The sequence below is a fragment of the Streptomyces montanisoli genome (assembly GCF_017813245.1).
In the GTDB taxonomy this organism is placed as follows: domain Bacteria; phylum Actinomycetota; class Actinomycetes; order Streptomycetales; family Streptomycetaceae; genus Streptomyces; species Streptomyces montanisoli.
In genome coordinates this window covers 1-15,860 of the sequence record NZ_JAGIQL010000056.1, presented here as the reverse complement: position 1 = coordinate 15,860, position 15,860 = coordinate 1, and the positions used below count along the sequence as shown (strand labels likewise).

Genomic DNA, 15,860 nt, shown 5'->3' with positions numbered 1-15,860 from the left:
GGGACGGGATTTCCCGTCCCCACAACACGCCTCAGGTGATGCTCATGAGTACCAATGTCCTTCCGTCCGCCGCGGTCCCGACCGTCCACACGGCAGCGCCCGCGGTCGGCCCGTCCGGAACCGGAGCCGGAGCCGGCCTTGTCCTCGCCGATGACCTCTTGGCCCTGCTCCGCACGACCACCACGGAGCAGCGCCCCGACGAGCAGCTCGAAGCGCTCACCCTGGCCGTCGCGGCCGATCTGCCCGTTCTGCTGTGGGGTGAGCCGGGCATCGGCAAGACCGCGGCCCTGACGCACCTTGCCGACTCCCTCGACCTGCCGCTGACGACCGTGGTCGCCAGCGTCCACGAGCCGTCCGACTTCTCCGGTCTGCCCATCGTGGGCGACGATCCGGCGGCACGCGGGGTACCCATGGCGCCGCCCCAATGGGCCGTGGAGCTGGCGCGGGCCGGGCGGGGGCTGCTCTTCCTGGACGAACTCTCCACGGCTACCCCGGCCGTCCAGGCCGCACTGCTGCGGGTCGTCCTCGAGCGGCGGGTCGGTGCGCTGCAACTGCCGCCGGGCGTAAGGATCGTGGCGGCCGCGAACCCGCCCGCGTCGGCGGCGGACGGATGGGAGCTGAGCCCGCCCTTGGCCAACCGCTTCGTGCATCTGCACTGGGTGCACGACCGGCACGTGGTGGTGCGCGGGCTGGGCGGGGTCTGGCCGCGGGCGGAACTGCCCCGGCTCGCGCCGGAGTTGCTCACCGAGGCGGTGGTCTACGCCCGGCGCGCGGTCTGCGGCTTTCTCGAAGCCCGGCCCACGCTGATCCACCGGCTGCCGAGTACCGAGACACGGCGCGGCGGTGCCTGGCCCTCACCCCGGAGCTGGGAGGCGGCGCTGATCCTGCTGGCCTTCGGCACAGCGGCCTCCGTTTCCCGCGACGTGCTCGCACTGCTGGTGCGTGGCACGGTCGGCGACGGGCCGGGGCTCGAGTTCCTCGCTCATCTGGATCGGATGGAACTGCCGGACCCGGAGACCCTGCTGGCCGATCCCGGCTCCGCCGAGCTCCCGGAGCGGGGCGATCTACGGCAGGCCGCCCTTGAGGCGGTGGTGGCCGCTGTCGGGGCGCGGCCGAAGCGGGACCGGTGGGAAGCGGGCTGGGCGGTACTGGTGCGAGCGCTGGAGACCGGCGCCCCCGACCTCCTGGTCGCACCGGCGAGGGCACTTGCCGGATTGCGGCGCGACGACTGGGAGGTGCCCGAGGCGGTTTACCGGCTGGCCGGGATCGTCGATCTGACTCGTCGTGTGGACCAGTCGGTGGGACGGGCCATGGCGGCCACCAACGCCGGGCGTGCGACGGGTGCCCGCCGATGACGGGGCCCGCGAAGCGCCCAGTGCCTCGTCCGCTGCCTCGCCCGATGTCCCGGCCGGCGCCGCGGCGCCCGGAGGAAGCCGCCGTGCCCGCGCCTTCGGCCGGCTCCGAGGGACAAGCCGGCCCGCCCGGGCTCCCACTCGACACCGAGAAGTTGCTGGCTGCCAGGCTGCATGCGGTGAAGGTACGTCCCTACCTGGCCGACGCGCTCTTCGCGCTGAACGTGGTGGAGGACCGGTCGGTGCCGACGATGGCGGTGGACGCCCATTGGCGCTGCTACGCGTCTCCTGGCTTCGTGGCGCTCACACCGGTGGAAGAGCTGGCGGGCGTGTGGGTGCACGAGGTTTCGCATCTGCTCCGGGATCACCACGGGCGGGGCGAGCGGTATGAGCGGGAGCACGAGGGCCAGGGGCCGGGCAGGCGTGACGGGCGCGGAAGCAGGCCGGACGAGGGCTGGAAAAGACTGCGACGCAACATCGCCGCCGATTTCGAGATCAACGACGACATCTACGGGGACGGCCTGCCCCTGCCTGCCGGGGCGGTCCTCCCCTCGCTGCTGGGTCTGCCGCTGGGGCTGTTGATGGAGGAGTACTTGCGGACGGCGTCGATGTCCGGCCTCCCCGTGGACCTTGCGTGGCTCGACTGCGGTAGTGGCGCCGACGGTGTGCACCGGCCGTGGGAGCTGGGGCCCGATGGGGCACACGGGCTGAGCGGGCAGCAGTGTGACGCGGTCCGCTTCCGGGTGGCGGAGGGAATCAGGGGCAGACCGGGCGACGCACCGGCGGGGTGGCGGCGATGGGCGGACGAGGCATTCCACCCGCCCCAGCCGTGGCGGCAGTTGCTGGGGGCGGCGGTCCGCTCGGCGGTGGGAGCCCCGGGGGCGGGGGAAGATCACACCTACCGGCGCCCCTCCCGCCGCTCGGCCGGACTGCCGGGAGTGTTGTTGCCGAGTCTGCGCCGTACGCCGCCCCGGGTCTGTGTCGTGATCGACACCTCCGGGTCGGTGAGTGACGCGGAGTTGGGCAGCGCGTTGCTGGAGGTGGCGGCGATCTCACGGGCGGTCGGCGGGCGGCGCGACCTGGTCTCAGTGATCTCTTGCGACGCAGCGGCGAGAATCGCCGTCCCGCTCTGCCGCGCCGAGAACATCGAACTGGTCGGCGGCGGGGGTACGGACCTGCGCTCCGGGTTCGCCCGGGCGCTGCGCTCCAACCCACGCCCGGAGGTCATCGTCGCCCTGACGGACGGCCAGACACCGTGGCCGGCCACGCGGCCACCCTGCCGCACCGTCGTCGGCCTCTTCCCTCGCCCCTCCCTTGCCGTGAACGAAGAGGACTATGTTCCGGACGTCCCGCCCTCGTGGGCGCGAGTGGTCACGATCTGCTGAGATCCGGCGTGGCACTCGGCCGCCTCCGCGGTGACCCAGGGATGCCCAGAAGCGTGGAGGCCACACCGGCCGACTGCCAGCGGGCCCGGTGTTCCCGCCCGTCGGGAACACCGGGATCATCGAGCGCATGCGACCGGATGACTGGCACCTCACCGAAGACGTCGACGACTTCCTCGTGCGAGCCGGAGATTTCCTGGGCTCGAACGCCGCCCTGCACAACATGTCGCTCACGGACATCGAGAAGCTGCGGCTGCGCAAGGCGGCCGGACGCGATGTCCGAGGCGCCGTCTTCGGCCGACTGGAGTCAGGGGGCGAGGTACGTGCGACGCTTTGTCTCACTCCCCGCGGCCGCCTGGGCCCCACGCCCCTCTCCGCCGAGCAGGCCGGCACTCTCGCCGCCCGCCTGGCCGGCCTGGGCCGCTCTCCCTCCAATGTCCTCGCGGACCACGAGACCGCCAGGGCCTTCGCCGAGGCATGGCAGCGGCACACGGGCGCCGCGTCGGCATCCTTCTGGCGGACGCACCTGTACCGTCTCGGCACCCTCACCGCGCCGCAGCCGGGCCCGGAGGGGCATGGGCGCGCCGCGGACGGTAGGGATCGTGACCAAGTCGTGGGATGGTGCCGTGAGTTCTGCGTCGATGTCGGGGAGCAGCCCTCCATCGACCTGATCGACGCCGGCTCCTGGGACGACTCGCGTTTCGGCGACAGGCACTTCACGTTCTGGGAGTCCTCTGACTGCACTCCCGTCTCCATGGCGGCCACGACCTCGGTCATCCGCGGCATGGTCCGGATCGACCCCGTCTACACCCCGGCCCGCCACCGCGGCCGCGGCTACGCGGGAGCGGTGACGGCCGAGGTGAGCGAGGCCGCGCTGACCGCGGGCGCGACGGACGTCGTCCTGTTCACGGACCCGAGCAACCCCACCAGCAACGCCCTGTACCAGCGCATCGGGTACGTCCACATCGCCGACTTCGCCGGATACAGGTTCCCCTCCCGCGCGCCGCGAGCCGTGTGAGGTCCCCGTCGGCCCGCCTGCCTCGCAGGGCCGACACGCGACCGCACCCGGCCCCCGGGCGCCGTCGTGGCCGGCGGGCCCGGGTCCGGGTGCGGACAAGGAGATGCTCTGGCCGGCGCGGTCGCGACGGTCAGAGCGAGTGAGCCGCGCTCACGCCTTCTTGGTCTCCCAGAAGATCTTGTCGATCTGCGCGATGTAGTCCAGGGCCTTCTGGCCGGTGGCCGGGTCCGCGGAGCCCTTCGCGGCCGAGAGGGCCTTCAGGGTGTCGTTGACGAGCTGGTGCAGCTCCGGGTACTTCTCGAAGTGCGGGGGCTTGAAGTAGTCGCTCCACAGCACCGAGACGTGGTGCTTCGCCAGTTCGGCGCGCTGTTCCTTGATGACGGTCGCGCGCATCTGGTAGTGGGCGTCGTCGTTGCCGGCCATCTTCTCCTGGATGGCCTTGACGGACTCCGCCTCGATACGGGCCTGGGCAGGGTCGTAGACGCCGCAGGGGAGGTCGCAGTGGGCGCTGACCTTCACCTTGGGGGCAAACAGGCGGGAGAGCATGAGCTGTCCTTCCTCGTGATCGTCTTCTCAGGTGGGACATTACTCTGTGAGAAGCCCGCTTTCGCGAGTGCCCCGTGGGGCTTACGACAAAAGTCCGGCATCAGAATTGGACCGACGACCGAGTGCAGGAGCGACCGGGAGGTGCCGGGATGACCGAGCCGGGGCGGGAGCCGCGGGAGGCGAGAGTGCCGCTGGGGATCGCCGAGGTGACGGGTCCCTCCATGTACCCGACGCTCAAACACGGCGACCGGCTCCTCGTGCAGTACCGGGCGCCCGTCAAGGCGGGCGACGTGGCCGTGCTCAAGCATCCGCTGCAGCAGGACCTCCTCATCGTCAAGCGCCTCGTCGAGCGGCGGGACGGCGGCTGGTGGGTGCTGGGTGACAATCCGGCGGCCGAGGGCGACAGCCGGCTGTTCGGCACCGTGCCCGACGAGCTGCTGCTCGGCCGTGTCCGCGGCAGGTACCGGCCGCGGACGGAGGATCACCGCTCGGTGCGTGCGACGGCGGCGTGGCTGGCCTCGGCCGTGCGTCCCGTGCTCGCCGACCGCTCCGTCTCCAGGCGCTTGCGCGCCCGGTAGGCGGCGACGTTGGCGCGGGTCGCGCAGCGGTCGGAGCAGTAGCGGCGCGAGCGGTTCGTCGACGTGTCGAGGTAGGCGTTGCGGCACGGGGCGGCCTCGCACAGGCCGAGCCGGTCCGCGCCGTACCCCGTGAGGTGGAACGCGAGCCCCATGGCGGCCGTCGCCGCGTAGGCGGCCGTGGCGTTCGAGGTGTGCTCCGCGAGGTGCATGTGCCAGTCGGGCCTGCCCTCGTCGTTGAGGGTGTCGTGGCCCGAGACCTTCGGGCTGACGGGGAAGTCCAGCAGGAGCGCGTTCAGCAGGTCGACGGCGAGTCGCTCGTCGCCCTCGTCCGCCGCCGTGAAGACCGCGCGCAGCCGTCCGCGCACTGCCCTCAGGCGCGTGACGTCCGCGTCCGTCGACCTGCGCGCCACCTGCGAGGCCGTGCCGAACAGGGCGCGTACGGCGTCGACGGACGTCAGCGTGTCCGTGCCGCGCAGCGGCTCCTCGGTGTTGACGAGGCGTACCGCGTAATCCGAGTAAGAGGCCAGATCCACTTGTAGTCCTTACGGCGGCGTTCTATGGTTCCGGGAAGAGGGACGTAATGGGTGTCGTCCTCTTCAGGGTATTACGGCCGGGGTGCGGAGCCCCGGGTTCGGATGCGGAGGCTTTCATGTCGGACGTTCGGGATGCGGCGCAGGGATCGAGGGAAGCGCGCGACGCACGGGCAGTGGCGGGCGGGACGGACTGGCGGGCCTGGCAGGAGAGCTGGGATCGCCAGCAGGAGTGGTTCATGCCGGACCGCGAGGAGCGGTTCCGGGTCATGCTCGACATGGTGGAGGCCCTGGTGGGGCCCGAGCCGCGGGTGCTCGACCTCGCGTGCGGTACGGGAAGTATCACGGACAGGCTGCTGCGGCGGTTCCCCGGGGCCACCAGCACCGGCGTCGACCTCGACCCCGCACTCCTCGCCATCGCGCGCGGGTACTTCGCCGGCGACGAGCGCGCCTCGTTCGTCGCCGCCGACCTCAAGGACCCGGGCTGGACGCGGGCGCTGCCGCACTCCTCGTACGACGCGGTGCTCACCGCCACCGCCCTGCACTGGCTGCACGCCGACCCGCTGACCGAGCTGTACGGGCGGATCGCCGGCCTCACGCGCGACGGCGGCGTCTTCATGAACGCGGACCACATGGCGCACGAGGGGACCCCGCGCATCGACGCGGCCGAGCGCGCGCACCGGCACGCCGGGATGGATCGCGCGAAGGCGGCGGGTGCCCTGGACTGGGAGCAGTGGTGGGCCAAGGCGGCCGAGGACCCGGCGCTCGCCGAGCCGACCGCCGAGCGGTACCGGATCTACGGCAGCCACGCGGACGGCGACATGCCGTCGCCCGACTGGCACGTGCGCACGCTCCTCGCGGCCGGTTTCGGCGAGGCGCGCGCGGTGTGGGCGTCCCCGTCGGACACGCTCGTCCTCGCGCTGAAGTAACCCGGGCTCACACGCACATGCGCGCCGCCGCGGCCGGCAAGCGCGCCGAGTCGCCGCACACGCACGCGCACAAGCACGCACGCGCACAAGCACACACACGCGCGCGCCGTCGCCCCGCGTCCCGTGCACGGGCGCGGGGCGACGGCCCGTCACAGCACCTTGGACAGGAACGCCTTCGTCCGCTCGTGCTGCGGGTTCGTCAGCACCTCCCGCGGGTGGCCCGCCTCGACCACCACGCCGTCGTCCATGAACACGAGCGCGTCGCCGACCTCGCGGGCGAAGCCCATCTCGTGGGTGACGACGATCATCGTCATGCCGTCCGACGCCAGGTCGCGCATGACGTCGAGTACGTCGCCCACCAGCTCGGGGTCGAGCGCCGACGTCGGCTCGTCGAACAGCATCAGCTTCGGCTCCATCGCCAGGGCGCGGGCGATCGCCACCCGCTGCTGCTGGCCGCCGGAGAGCTGCGACGGGTAGTTGCCCGCCTTGTCCGAGAGGCCGACGCGGTCGAGCAGCCGCCCCGCGCGCTCCCGCGCCGACGCCCGGGTCTCGCCCTTGACCTGGACCGGCGCCTCCATGACGTTCTCGATGGCCGTCATGTGCGGGAACAGGTTGAAGCGCTGGAACACCATGCCGATGTCGCGGCGCTTGCGCGCCACCTCGCTGTCGCGGAGCTCGTAGAGCTTCTCGCCCTGCTGCCGGTAGCCGACCAGGTCGCCGTCGACGTACAGCCGCCCGGAGTTGATCTTCTCCAGGTGGTTGATGCACCGCAGGAACGTCGACTTGCCGGAGCCGGACGGGCCGACCAGGCAGAACACCTCGCGCGGCGCCACCTCCAGGTCGATGCCCTTGAGCACCTGCACCGCGCCGAACGACTTGTGCACGCCCTCGGCCTTCACCATCGCGGTCGCGGTCATACGGCACCCCCTCCGGCGCGGTTGCTGAAGGACAGCAGGTTCGTCCTGACCCGCTGCCACGGTGTCGGCGGCAGCGAGCGGCTCGACCCGCGCGCGTAGTACCGCTCCAGGTAGAACTGGCCGATGCTGAAGACGGTCGTCAGGATCAGGTACCAGGCTGCGGCGAGGAACAGCATCTCCGCCGCGGCGCCCGACGTCTGCCCGATGTTCTGCGCCACCCGAAGCAGCTCCGAGTACTGCACCGCCGAGACGAGCGAGGTCGTCTTCAGCATGTTGATGACCTCGTTGCCCGTCGGCGGCACGATGACGCGCATCGCCTGCGGGATCACGATCCGCCACAGCGTCTTGCCGTGCGACATGCCGAGCGCCTGGGACGCCTCCGTCTGGCCCTCGTCCACCGACAACAGGCCGGCCCGGCAGATCTCGGCCATGTACGCGGCCTCGTTGAGGCCGAGGCCGAGCAGCGCCGTCAGGAACGGCGTCATGAACGACGACCAGTAGTCCTTGTAGATGGGCCCGAGGTTGATGTACTCGAACACCAGGCCCAGGTTGAACCAGACCAGCAGCTGCACGTAGACCGGCGTGCCGCGGAAGAACCAGATGTAGAACCACGAGATCGAGGAGGTCACGGGGTTCTTGGACAGGCGCATCACGGACAGGATGACGCCGAGGACGACGCCCATCAGCATCGCCAGGACGGTCAGCAGCAGCGTTTTGACCACGCCGCCCAGCACGCGCCCGTCGAGGAAGTAGTCGGGGACCGCGCCCCAGTTCACCTTCCCCTGCGAGAAGGCGTAGATGATCACGACGAGCACGGCGACGGCTATGAAGCCGGACACGTACCGTCCGTAGTGCTTGACCGGGATGGCGCGGATCGCCTCCGGTGGCGCTGGTTGTGCGCCGGCGGATTCCGCCTCTTTGTTCATGTCGACACTCACTGCACTGTCTGCCTCTCGGTCCTCTCGGCCCTCGGTCCCCCCTCGGTCCGGCGGCGCCCGCCGGCGCGCGCACGTCCCGGTCGGGGACGTGCGGCGCGCGCGCCGGGGCGCCCGGCGGACGTCAGACGCCGCTGTTGATCTTGGCCGAGGTCACGGCGCCGCCCTGCGCGCCCCACTTCTGAAGGATCTTCTGGTACTCGCCGTCCTTGATGATCGCGTTCACCGCGGCCTGGATCGCCTTGGCGAGCTTGGTGTCGCCCTTCGTCACCGCGATGCCGTAGGGGGCCGCCTGGACGGTCTTGCCCACCAGCTGGAAGTCCTTGCCGCCGCCGGACGTCTTGACCGCGTACGACGCGACGGGGGAGTCGGCGGAGCCCGCGTCCGCGCCACCGCTGCGAAGACGCACCTCGGCCTGCTGGTCGGTGTCGAACGACTCGATCTTGACCTTCTTGCCCGCCGGGCACTTCTTCGCCTCGGCCTTGGACAGGTCCTCGGAGACGGTGCCGCGCTCCACGACGATCGTCTTGCCGCAGAGGTCGCTCCAGCCGTTGATGCCGTGCGTCTTGCCCTTCTGCGTGTAGATCGAGACGCCGGCGCTGTAGTAGTCGACGAAGTCGACGCCCTGGCCGACCTTCTTGCCGCCCTCGACACCGTTCTGCCGGTCCTTGGTGTCGGTCATCGCCGACATGATCAGGTTGTAGCGCTTCGCGCGCAGACCGGTCACGAGCGTGTCGAAGTTGCCGTTGTTGAACTGGAACTTCACGCCGAGCTGCTTGCCGAGCGCCGCGGCGATGTCCGGGTCCATGCCGGCCGTCTTGCCCGACTTGTCCGTGAACTCCACGGGCGCGTACGCGATGTCGGAGCCGACCTTTATGACGCCCTTGGAGGCGAGGTCCTGGGGCAGCATGTCGTGCAGCGGGGCGCTGTCCGCGCCGCCGCCCGACTTCTTCGTCTGGTCGCCGCAGCCGGTCAGGACCAGGGCGCCCGCGACCGCGACCGCCGCGACGGCGGCGACGCGGGACCGCGGGGCGATCGTGCGGGAAGTGGTACTCATGTCAGGTCCTCCGACGGTGGGTCACGCTGCCGTGACGGCGATGGCGGTGTGTGCCAGGTGGACGGGCACGCTTCTTCGGGTGTCGCGACCGTGTGTGATTACGGCATCTTGCCATTCGGACCGACCCCATCAGAGCGCCGGGCATGTCAAAATCGGGTAACGGGTCACCCCCCGAACCATCACCCGGCCGCGCACCGCGGCGGGAACCTTTCTTTGCGGGATGTCTTTCCCCGGCCGGAGAATCTCCGGCCGCCCACGGAGTGATCCGCGACGCGTGGCGATGCCACCGTCGGGTATGAATGACGCTTTCCCCACACCGGACGTGAGACGTGCGTGCGGCACGTCGACCGCTCCTCGACCAGGAGCGGACACCCCGGCACCACCCTCGAACGAACGATGCAAAAGGGGACACACCACATGGCAGCGGAGATCGTCAACCCGCGCAGCGGCGCGGAGACGGACAGCGGAACGGACAGCGTGACCGACGAGCCCTTCGATCCGGCGTTCGCCCTGCACCGCGGCGGAAAGCTCGCGGTGCGGGCCACCGTGCCCGTGCGCGACAGGGACGACCTGTCCCTCGCCTACACCCCCGGCGTCGCGCGCGTGTGCACCGCGATCGCCGAGAAGCCGGAGCTGGTGCACGACTACACCTGGAAGTCCCAGGTGGTCGCGGTCGTGACGGACGGCACCGCGGTGCTCGGCCTCGGCGACATCGGGCCGGAGGCCTCGCTGCCCGTGATGGAGGGCAAGGCCATCCTCTTCAAGCAGTTCGGCGGCGTCGACGCGGTGCCGATCGCGCTCGCCACCACCGACGCGGACGAGATCGTCGAGACCGTCGTCCGCCTCGCGCCGTCCTTCGGCGGCGTCAACCTGGAGGACATCGCCGCACCCCGCTGCTTCGAGATCGAGCGCAGGCTGCAGGAGCGCCTGGACATCCCGGTCTTCCACGACGACCAGCACGGCACCGCCGTCGTCACGCTCGCCGCCCTGCGCAACGCCGCGCGGCTCACCGGGCGCACGCTCGGCGACCTGCGCGCGGTGATCTCGGGCGCGGGCGCCGCCGGTGTCGCGATCGCCAAGTTCCTGCTGGCGGCCGGGATCGGCGACGTGGCGGTGACCGACCGCAAGGGCGTCGTCAGCGCCGGCCGCGACGACCTGACGGACGTCAAGCGGGAGATCGCGGAGCTGACGAACAGGGCGGGCCTCACGGGCTCGCTCGCCTCGGCGCTCGAAGGCGCGGACGTGTTCATCGGGGTGTCGGGCGGGACGGTCCCCGAGGAGGCCGTGGCGTCCATGGCGAAGGACGCGTTCGTCTTCGCCATGGCCAACCCGGACCCCGAGGTCCACCCGGACGTCGCGCACAAGTACGCGGCGGTCGTGGCCACGGGCCGCAGCGACTTCCCGAACCAGATCAACAACGTGCTCGCTTTCCCCGGCATCTTCGCCGGCGCGCTCCAGGTGCGTGCGTCCAGGATCACCGAGGGCATGAAGATCGCCGCGGCGCAGGCGCTGGCCGACGTCGTCGGCGACGAGCTGGCGGCCGACTTCGTCATCCCCTCGCCGTTCGACGAGCGGGTGGCCCCCGCGGTCACGGCGGCGGTCGCGGCCGCCGCGCGGGTGGACGGCGTCGCCCGCCGCTGACGGGCGGCGGGCAGGACGGTGGGGCGCGTCTCACTGCCGCGGCGTGTTCCGCGCGGCGGCGGGGCGCGCCTATCGTCTTGGCATGTTCGCCGTCTACGCAAGCAGCATCGACAAGGACCGGCCACTCAACGGCCTTGAGCTGGGGGAGCGCCCCGAGCCCGAGGCGCGACCCGGCTGGACGACCGTGACCGTGAAGGCCGCGTCCCTCAACCACCACGACCTGTGGTCGCTGCGCGGTGTGGGCCTGCCGCAGGACCGGCTGCCGATGATCCTCGGCTGCGACGCCGCGGGCGTCGACGAGGACGGCAACGAGGTCGTCGTCCACTCCGTCATCGGCGAGACCGGGCACGGCGTGGGCCCCACCGAGCGCAGGTCCATCCTCACCGAGGCGTATGACGGGACGTTCGCCGAGCGCGTCACCGTGCCGACGTGGAACGTCCTGCCCAAGCCGGCGGAGCTGACCTTCGAGCAGGCCGCCTGCCTGCCGACGGCGTGGCTCACCGCGTACCGGATGCTGTTCACCAACGCGGGCGTCAGGCCCGGCGACTCGGTCCTCGTCCAGGGCGCGGGCGGCGGCGTCGCCACGGCGTGCGTCGTGCTCGGCAGCGCCGCCGGGCTGCGCGTGTACGCGACGAGCCGCGACGAGGCGAAGCGTGAGCGCGCCGTGCGGCTCGGCGCGGTGGCGGCGTTCGAGCCCGGCGCCCGGCTGCCGCAGCGCGTGGACGCGGTGATCGAGACGGTGGGCGCGGCCACCTGGTCGCACTCCGTCAAGTCGCTGCGTCCCGGCGGCACGGTGGTGATCTCGGGCGCGACGAGCGGCGACCGCCCCTCGAACGCCGAGCTGACCCGGATCTTCTTCCTCGAACTCAAGGTCGTCGGCTCGACGATGGGCTCCAAGGACGAGCTGGAGGACCTCCTGTCGTTCTGCGCGACGACGGGCGTGCGCCCGGTCATCGACGACGTCCTCCCGATGACCCGGGCGCGCGAGGCGTTCGAACGCATGGAGTCCGGCAACCTGTTCGGCAAGCTCGTGCTGACGACGTGAGCGCGAGCGCGAGCCCGCGCCTGAGCACGCGCGTGGTGCGTGTGTTCAGAGCTGGGTGCCGTCGCCCTTGAGCGTCAGCAGGGCCGTGATGTGCGCCGCCGCCGTCGAAAGATGGCGGCGGACCTCGCCCAGCTGGGCCGACGTCACGCCGTGGTCGCGGGACGCGTCGCGCACGTCGTCGCGGAAGCGGTCGAGGAGGCGCTCCAGGTCGCGCTCCGGGTTGCCCGTCGACGGCGTGTCGGCGGCCCAGGAGGACGGGGCCTCCGGGCCGGGCGCGGCGGGTTCCGCCGGGGTCGGCTCCGCCGGGGTCGGCTCTGCCCGGGTGGGCTCCGCCGGGGTGGCGGGCCAGCCTCCGCCCTTCCCCAGGCTGCCGAGCTGGCCCACGATCTCCGACAGGCCCTCCCGTACGCCCGTGGGCCAGTCGCCGCGGGCGAAGTGGCCCTGCACCTGGTCCTGCACCTGCCTGGCCATGCGCAGCATCTCGTCGCGCGCGAAGTCCTGCGTCTCCCTCGCCTGGCGGCGGGCGCGCTGCGCCTCCTCGCGCGCCTTGCGCGACTCGTCCTTCGCGCGGCGCGCCTGCTCCTTCCACCCCTGCTTTGCGCGGCGCATCTCCTCCTTCGCGGTGCGCCACGGGTCCTCGCCGGCGTCCTGTTCCGGCCCCGCGCCGTTGCCCGGCGCGCTCGTCGCCGCGCGCATCTCGCTGCGCAGCCGACCCGCCGCGCCGCGCACGTCGTCGCGGATCTCGGCCGCCAGCTCGGAGACGGACTCGCGGATCTCCAGCTCGAGATCGGCGAGTTCGCCGCTGCGGCTCGCGAGCTCCGCGCGGCCCGCGTCCGTGATCGAGTAGACCTTGCGGCCGCCCTCGGTGGTGTGCGTGACCAGGGACTCGGACTCGAGCTTCGCCAGCCGCGGGTAGACCGTGCCCGCGGACGGCGCGTACAGGCCCTGGAAGCGCTCCTCAAGCAGCCTGATCACCTCGTAGCCGTGGCGGGGCGCCTCGTCGAGCAGCTTGAGCAGGTACAGGCGCAGGCGGCCGTGTGCGAAGACGGGGGCCATGTCAGAGCTCCTTCCCGCCGGTGGCGCCGGCCGGCTTGTCGTGCGGTGTGTCGTGCGGATCGGGGCCGTCCTCCCCGGGCGGCCTGCGCAGCAGCGCGATCGACCCGGAGACCGTGGTGGCCCGGAGGCTGCCCCTGCCGGAGCCGAGCCTGCCGGTGATCTTCTTGGCGCCCCACTGGCCGGTCACCCGCAGGTCCTCGAAGGCGCTGCTGACGCGGCCGCTCGCGGTGTTCGCCAGCACCTCGGCGTCCACGGGGTGCGGCAGCCGGATCGCCACCTCGCCCGAGACGGTGGTCAGCCGGATGTCGGTGGCCTCGCCGGCCGGGTCGAGGTCCAGCGCCATGTTGCCGCTGACGGAGTCCGCCTGGACGGAGGAGCCCGCGCCCTCGACCACCGTCAGATCGCCGGAGACCGAGTGGAAGCGCAGCGCACCCGTGACGGCCTGGGCCTCCACCGTGCCGGAGACCGTCTCGGCGCGCACGCCGCCCGAAAGACCGACGAGCGTGGTGTCGCCGGTGACGCCGCGCACGTCCGCACGCCCCCGCACGCCGGAGACCACCGCGGCCGCGTCCACGATGCCGACGTCCACCGCCGCCGACGACGGCACGGCGAGCGAGACGACGGCGCTGCGCCGCTTGCCCCTGGGTTCGAGCCAGGAGAGGAACCCCTGCCAGGGCGGCTCCTCGTAGCCGACGGTGAGGGTGCCGCAGTCGAACGACACGATCAGCGGCGGGCCCTTGATCTCGGAGATTTCGAGCCGCGCGCCGCCCTGCGCCGCGAGCGCCGCCTCGTCCGTGCCGACGACGTTGACCGCGCCGCTCACGACGCGTACGCGCACCTGCTCGACCCCGTCGAAGGTGAGTTCCCGCGCGTCCGAGACCTTCCAGGTCGACACTGCCATCGATTGACCCCGCATCCCGTCGGTTGACGCCCGTGCGCCCGTGCGGCCGCCTGGGCATGACGCAACATATCGCGTCTTCCTCGTAACACGATATATCGCGGATGGCGGAAGTCAATCGCGACTGCCCTGGACCTGTGTGCGTCCCTAGTCCTCCTCGTCCTCGTCGTCCAGGCGGGCCAGCCATGTCGCGAGGCGCTCGACCGGCACCTCGAAGTCGGGGTTGAGGTCGACGAACGTGCGCAGTTGCTCCGACAGCCACTCGAAGGTGACCTCTTCCTCGCCTCTGCGTGAGGCGAGCTCCTCGATGCCGCGATCCGTGAAGTACATGCTCGTCAGCCTAAGGAGTGCCGCCCGGGGAGTGCCGCCCGGCCGGGAGGACGCGGCTGTAAGCGCGGCCGCAACCGCGGCGGCGGCCGCCCGCGTCCGTCTCGGTGGCGCGCCACCGATCTCGCGCCGACGTGCCCGTCCCCGCTACCCTGCGGGCCTCGGGTTCGGCACGGACGGGGCGTCAGAAACGGGGGAGTCGTGGTGGACACCGGTGGCCGGGTGACGCGTGTGGAGATGCCGGACGGGACGCCCGTATGGGCCAGGATCTCCGGAGCCGACGCGCTGGAGGAGCCCTCGGGCGAACTGGTCTTCTCCGACGTCGGCGCGGGGGAGCGGGTCGCCGCGCGCGTGGAGGACCTCAAGGACCTGGTGACGAGCGTCGCCAGGTCGCTGGCCGAGCCGCTGCGCGCGGTGCGGCCCGACGAGGTGAGCGTGGAGTTCTCCATCGAGCTGACGGCCAAGCCGGGCAAGGTCGTGGGCCTCATCGCGGACGGCGAGGCCAAGGGCGGCATCACCGTCACCCTGAACTGGCACGGCGGGCCGCCCGACCTCACGGCCCCGGCGCCCGCGGGCGCCCCCGTGAGCGCCCCCGTGCCCCCGCAGCCGGGCGCGCCCGCCGGAGCGGGCCCCGGCGCAACGGCGCACCCGGGTGGCGGCGCGCCCGCCGCCGGGAGCGCGACATGAGTCACGACGAGGGACCGGGCGCGTTCTACGACCCGGACGAACCCCTCGCCGCTCTCGCGAGCCTCGTGACGGCCGCGACGGTGCGCATCCATCGACCCACGCACGGGTATGACCCCCACGGGCCGGGGTCCTTCCTGGGCAGCGGGTTCTTCGTCGCTCCCAGCTGGGTCCTGACGTGCGCCCATGTCGCGCTGACGGGTGAGAGGCAGGGGGAGGCGTGCCAGGTGGACGTCGTGTTCGCGAACCCCGACGGAGGGGGTGAGTCCGCGGTGAGCGGCACCCTCGCCGCCGTGCTGCCCGAGGGCGAGGCGCGGGTGCCCGTGGCGGGCCGCCGCGTGCCGTCGCCCGATCTCGCGCTCATCCGGCTCGACAGCCCCACGGAGCACCCCTGCGCGTACCTCGCCGAGCGGGTCACCAGGCGCTTCGACGGCGGCACCGTGCTGTGGGCGGGCTGGGCCGAGGTCGACGGCGAGCTCCAGTTCGTGCTCAGCGCCCGCGGGCACGACCTCGGGGTGGTCGGCTCGCAGATCCGCCTCGGCGACGACGTGCTCACGGAGGGCATGTCGGGCGGGCCCGTCATCGACCCGCGGCGCGGCCAGGTCATCGGCGTGATCAAGTCCCGCAGCGTGGGCGGCAGCGGCGGGACGGCCGTCGGCGTCGAGCAGCTGAGGTCCCTGCCGGGGCCCGCCGGGCTGCTCAAGGACGAGGCGCACGACACCTACCAGGCGGTGTGCCACGCGCACGACCGCTACCACCGCGACCGCCACCACCACCCGGGGCCCGAGGAGAGCTGGACGGACGTCCAGGGCAGGCTGGAGGAGGGCACGGGCAGGGTGCTGAGCCCCGCTCAGCGCGCCGAACTGCTCGGCAGGCTCGCCGAACTGCCGCCGCCCGTCTCCACGGCCGGCCTGCTCGACCTGCTCGACCGCGCCTCCGGCCGGCGCGGCGGCCGCGGCGCGCAG

17 protein-coding genes are annotated in these 15,860 nt (G+C 72.2%); 9 read left to right on the top strand and 8 right to left on the bottom strand.

Annotated features, from left to right (window positions below):
• Positions 1 to 44: 44 nt before the first annotated feature.
• The 3 genes from JFN87_RS15745 to JFN87_RS15735 all read left to right on the top strand — a co-directional run bounded on the left by JFN87_RS15745 (position 45) and on the right by JFN87_RS15735 (position 3,752).
• A complete protein-coding gene (locus JFN87_RS15745; protein ID WP_209340690.1) occupies positions 45 to 1,355 on the top strand; it encodes an AAA family ATPase in 1,311 nt (436 codons plus the stop codon).
• Entirely contained in the window at positions 1,352 to 2,737 is a 1,386-nt protein-coding gene (locus tag JFN87_RS15740) for a vWA domain-containing protein (RefSeq protein ID WP_209340689.1), read from the top strand. The genes JFN87_RS15745 and JFN87_RS15740 overlap by 4 nt, the downstream gene beginning before the upstream one ends.
• Positions 2,738 to 2,864: 127 nt before the next feature.
• A complete protein-coding gene (locus JFN87_RS15735; protein WP_209340688.1) occupies positions 2,865 to 3,752 on the top strand; it encodes a GNAT family N-acetyltransferase in 888 nt (295 codons plus the stop codon).
• Positions 3,753 to 3,902: 150 nt separating this feature from the next.
• Here the strand turns inward: JFN87_RS15735 and sodN are convergent, their stop codons facing one another.
• Positions 3,903 to 4,298 (bottom strand): superoxide dismutase, Ni, encoded by a 396-nt coding sequence (gene sodN, locus JFN87_RS15730; protein ID WP_209340687.1) that lies wholly within the window; start codon positions 4,296 to 4,298, stop codon positions 3,903 to 3,905.
• Positions 4,299 to 4,447: 149 nt separating this feature from the next.
• Here sodN and sodX point away from each other — a divergent pair, with 149 nt between their 5' ends.
• Positions 4,448 to 4,876, top strand: coding sequence for a nickel-type superoxide dismutase maturation protease (gene sodX / locus JFN87_RS15725; RefSeq protein ID WP_209340686.1), 429 nt, complete (start codon positions 4,448 to 4,450; stop codon positions 4,874 to 4,876).
• Here sodX and JFN87_RS15720 read toward each other — a convergent pair.
• A complete protein-coding gene (locus tag JFN87_RS15720; protein WP_209340685.1) occupies positions 4,780 to 5,409 on the bottom strand; it encodes a CGNR zinc finger domain-containing protein in 630 nt (209 codons plus the stop codon). The genes sodX and JFN87_RS15720 overlap by 97 nt on opposite strands.
• Before the next feature lie 236 nt (positions 5,410 to 5,645).
• Here JFN87_RS15720 and JFN87_RS15715 point away from each other — a divergent pair, with 236 nt between their 5' ends.
• Positions 5,646 to 6,335, top strand: a complete 690-nt coding sequence (locus JFN87_RS15715) for a class I SAM-dependent methyltransferase (RefSeq protein ID WP_245179863.1) — start codon at positions 5,646 to 5,648, stop codon at positions 6,333 to 6,335.
• Between the two features lie 149 nt (positions 6,336 to 6,484).
• Here JFN87_RS15715 and JFN87_RS15710 read toward each other — a convergent pair whose 3' ends face one another.
• The 3 genes from JFN87_RS15710 to JFN87_RS15700 form a co-directional block, all read right to left on the bottom strand.
• Positions 6,485 to 7,237 carry an amino acid ABC transporter ATP-binding protein gene (locus JFN87_RS15710; protein ID WP_209340709.1) on the bottom strand — a complete coding sequence of 251 codons (753 nt, stop codon included), beginning with the start codon at positions 7,235 to 7,237 and terminating at the stop codon, positions 6,485 to 6,487.
• 11 nt (positions 7,238 to 7,248) lie between these two features.
• Positions 7,249 to 8,190: an amino acid ABC transporter permease gene (locus JFN87_RS15705; protein WP_209340683.1), complete on the bottom strand. Its 942-nt coding sequence runs from the start codon at positions 8,188 to 8,190 to the stop codon at positions 7,249 to 7,251.
• A 121-nt stretch (positions 8,191 to 8,311) separates the two neighbouring features.
• Positions 8,312 to 9,244 carry an ABC transporter substrate-binding protein gene (locus JFN87_RS15700; RefSeq protein WP_209340682.1) on the bottom strand — a complete coding sequence of 311 codons (933 nt, stop codon included), beginning with the start codon at positions 9,242 to 9,244 and terminating at the stop codon, positions 8,312 to 8,314.
• A gap of 417 nt (positions 9,245 to 9,661) precedes the next feature.
• Between JFN87_RS15700 and JFN87_RS15695 the strand changes: the two genes are divergently transcribed.
• Both JFN87_RS15695 and JFN87_RS15690 read left to right on the top strand, forming a co-directional pair.
• Positions 9,662 to 10,885 carry an NAD(P)-dependent malic enzyme gene (locus JFN87_RS15695; protein WP_209340681.1) on the top strand — a complete coding sequence of 408 codons (1,224 nt, stop codon included), beginning with the start codon at positions 9,662 to 9,664 and terminating at the stop codon, positions 10,883 to 10,885.
• An 82-nt stretch (positions 10,886 to 10,967) separates the two neighbouring features.
• On the top strand, positions 10,968 to 11,930 hold the full coding sequence (locus JFN87_RS15690; RefSeq protein WP_209340680.1) for a zinc-binding dehydrogenase: 963 nt from the start codon (positions 10,968 to 10,970) through the stop codon (positions 11,928 to 11,930).
• 45 nt (positions 11,931 to 11,975) lie between these two features.
• Here the strand turns inward: JFN87_RS15690 and JFN87_RS15685 are convergent, their stop codons facing one another.
• The 3 genes from JFN87_RS15685 to JFN87_RS15675 form a co-directional block, all read right to left on the bottom strand.
• The gene (locus JFN87_RS15685) at positions 11,976 to 12,986 is read right to left on the bottom strand and encodes a PadR family transcriptional regulator (RefSeq protein WP_209340679.1); all 1,011 of its coding nucleotides are present in this window, start codon (positions 12,984 to 12,986) and stop codon (positions 11,976 to 11,978) included.
• Position 12,987: 1 nt separating this feature from the next.
• Entirely contained in the window at positions 12,988 to 13,887 is a 900-nt protein-coding gene (locus JFN87_RS15680) for a DUF4097 family beta strand repeat-containing protein (protein WP_209340678.1), read from the bottom strand.
• 144 nt (positions 13,888 to 14,031) lie between these two features.
• Entirely contained in the window at positions 14,032 to 14,214 is a 183-nt protein-coding gene (locus JFN87_RS15675; protein WP_209340677.1) for a DUF6104 family protein, read from the bottom strand.
• A gap of 234 nt (positions 14,215 to 14,448) precedes the next feature.
• On the opposite strand from JFN87_RS15675, the gene JFN87_RS15670 reads away from it, so the two are divergent.
• A complete protein-coding gene (locus tag JFN87_RS15670) occupies positions 14,449 to 14,898 on the top strand; it encodes a CU044_2847 family protein (RefSeq protein ID WP_245179861.1) in 450 nt (149 codons plus the stop codon).
• On the top strand, positions 14,895 to 15,860 hold a 966-nt coding region (locus JFN87_RS15665), incomplete at its 3' end, for a trypsin-like serine peptidase (RefSeq protein WP_209340675.1). The genes JFN87_RS15670 and JFN87_RS15665, both read left to right, overlap by 4 nt.

What these genes read in the sequence shown, in the direction of transcription:
- JFN87_RS15745 (WP_209340690.1), top strand. Translation starts at nt 45, where the DNA reads ATGAGTACCAATGTCCTTCCGTCCGCCGCGGTCCCGACCGTCCACACG.
- JFN87_RS15740 (WP_209340689.1), top strand. Translation starts at nt 1,352, where the DNA reads ATGACGGGGCCCGCGAAGCGCCCAGTGCCTCGTCCGCTGCCTCGCCCG.
- JFN87_RS15735 (WP_209340688.1), top strand. Translation starts at nt 2,865, where the DNA reads ATGCGACCGGATGACTGGCACCTCACCGAAGACGTCGACGACTTCCTC.
- sodN (WP_209340687.1), bottom strand. Translation starts at nt 4,298, where the DNA reads ATGCTCTCCCGCCTGTTTGCCCCCAAGGTGAAGGTCAGCGCCCACTGC.
- sodX (WP_209340686.1), top strand. Translation starts at nt 4,448, where the DNA reads ATGACCGAGCCGGGGCGGGAGCCGCGGGAGGCGAGAGTGCCGCTGGGG.
- JFN87_RS15715 (WP_245179863.1), top strand. Translation starts at nt 5,646, where the DNA reads ATGCCGGACCGCGAGGAGCGGTTCCGGGTCATGCTCGACATGGTGGAG.
- JFN87_RS15710 (WP_209340709.1), bottom strand. Translation starts at nt 7,237, where the DNA reads ATGGTGAAGGCCGAGGGCGTGCACAAGTCGTTCGGCGCGGTGCAGGTG.
- JFN87_RS15700 (WP_209340682.1), bottom strand. Translation starts at nt 9,244, where the DNA reads ATGAGTACCACTTCCCGCACGATCGCCCCGCGGTCCCGCGTCGCCGCC.
- JFN87_RS15695 (WP_209340681.1), top strand. Translation starts at nt 9,662, where the DNA reads ATGGCAGCGGAGATCGTCAACCCGCGCAGCGGCGCGGAGACGGACAGC.
- JFN87_RS15690 (WP_209340680.1), top strand. Translation starts at nt 10,968, where the DNA reads ATGTTCGCCGTCTACGCAAGCAGCATCGACAAGGACCGGCCACTCAAC.
- JFN87_RS15685 (WP_209340679.1), bottom strand. Translation starts at nt 12,986, where the DNA reads ATGGCCCCCGTCTTCGCACACGGCCGCCTGCGCCTGTACCTGCTCAAG.
- JFN87_RS15680 (WP_209340678.1), bottom strand. Translation starts at nt 13,887, where the DNA reads ATGGCAGTGTCGACCTGGAAGGTCTCGGACGCGCGGGAACTCACCTTC.
- JFN87_RS15675 (WP_209340677.1), bottom strand. Translation starts at nt 14,214, where the DNA reads ATGTACTTCACGGATCGCGGCATCGAGGAGCTCGCCTCACGCAGAGGC.
- JFN87_RS15670 (WP_245179861.1), top strand. Translation starts at nt 14,449, where the DNA reads ATGCCGGACGGGACGCCCGTATGGGCCAGGATCTCCGGAGCCGACGCG.